Annotated in this window: 1 protein-coding gene; it reads right to left on the reverse strand. The window is 64.8% G+C overall.

The genetic code is table 11. The features are described from left to right. Window positions 1–312 precede the first annotated feature (312 nt). Complete coding sequence (locus tag AC628_RS41630; protein WP_074132559.1) at window positions 313–1353, reverse strand: IS110 family RNA-guided transposase; 1041 nt, start codon at window positions 1351–1353, stop codon at window positions 313–315. Between the last annotated feature and the right edge of the window lie 91 nt (window positions 1354–1444).

The following is a 1444-nucleotide window of genomic DNA, read 5'->3' on the forward strand; positions in this document are numbered from 1 at the left end:
TGAGAAGCGCGCCACTCCCTCMMCGYCGTCGTCCTGGCGAAAGCCAGGACCCATATGTGGACGGCCCCCGTGGCACAAGAGCTTTGTGGAACGGTTCGGATCGCTGTCATCCATATGTCCGGCCTGTTTGATGCGATCGTGCTGATCGCTGGGCCAAGATGGTTTCCGCGACGCGAGTGCCAAACAACCTGACGACCTTCTGAAGGCCAATGGGTCCTGCGGCTTGTCTCGCGTTCTGGATCGATCGATCATTCCATCTGCTCTTGCAGCTCCGGTTCGGCCGGCGCGTATCGCGTGCGGCCGGCCAAACTCCTAAGTAGCGATTGCCGGTTCGGCGTTGATCCGTGCGGCATCGTAGCTCTCGCCGGTGACCATCAGCTTCCAGGCGATGCGGGCCACCTTGTTGGCGAGCGCCACCGCCGCCAGCTTCGGCGGCTTGCGCCTGAGCAGCGCGACGAGCCAGCGCGAGGGCTGACCGCGCCCAAGTCTTGCCTGCCGGATCACCGCGGTCGCCCCTGCCACGAGCAGGCGACGCAGGGTCTCGTCGCCGGCACGGGTGATCTTGCCGAGCCTGGTCTTGCCCGCGGTGGAATGGTCTTTGGGCGTCAGGCCGAGCCAGGCCGCGAACCACCGGCCGGAGCGGAACGCACCCGGGTCGGGGGTCTTCATCACCAGCGACGTCGCAATGATCGGACCGACTGAGGGGATCTGAGCCAGACGACGGCTTGTGGCGTTCGCCCGATGCCAGGCCAGCAGCCTGGCCTCGATCGCCTTCAACTCACCCTGCAGCTGCGCATAGTCGCGCCCCTGCATGGCGAACAGCTCACGCGCCACGGCCGGAAGGTTCTCGTCCTGCGCGATCCGTGCCAGCAGCGGTTCGATCTTGTCCAGCCCCTTGGGAGCGATCAGGCCAAACTCCGCCGCGTAGCCGCGGATCGCATTGCAAAGCTGGGTACGGCGGGCGATCAGCCCGTCGCGGACCCCCGCCAGCATCAGCGCGGCCTGCTGCTCGGCGCTCTTCACCGGCACAAACCGCATCCGCGGCCGGCTCATTGCTTCGCACACCGCATCCGCGTCTCGCCCGTCATTCTTGTTGCGCTCCACATACGGCTTCACCAGCTGCGGCGCCATCAGCTTCACCTCATGGCCAAGCTTGCCAAGCTCCCGAGCCCAGTAATGGGCCGCACCGCACGCCTCCATCCCGACCACGGTCGGCGGCAACTTGGCAAAGAAATCCAGCACCTGCTTGCGCGACAGCTTCCGCCGCAACACCGGCTGCTCCGACGCATCAACCCCATGCAGCACAAAAATATGCTTCGACGTATCCATTCCAATGCGGATAATCTGCTTCACGGACGGTCCCCTCGTTTGAGATTGCACAACCTCATTCTGGCACACTGATGCCGTAGGGGGCCGTCCACACCATCAACCACAGGGCGGCGTT

Source organism: Bradyrhizobium sp. NAS96.2 (assembly GCF_001908235.1).
Taxonomy (GTDB): Bacteria; Pseudomonadota; Alphaproteobacteria; order Rhizobiales; family Xanthobacteraceae; genus Bradyrhizobium.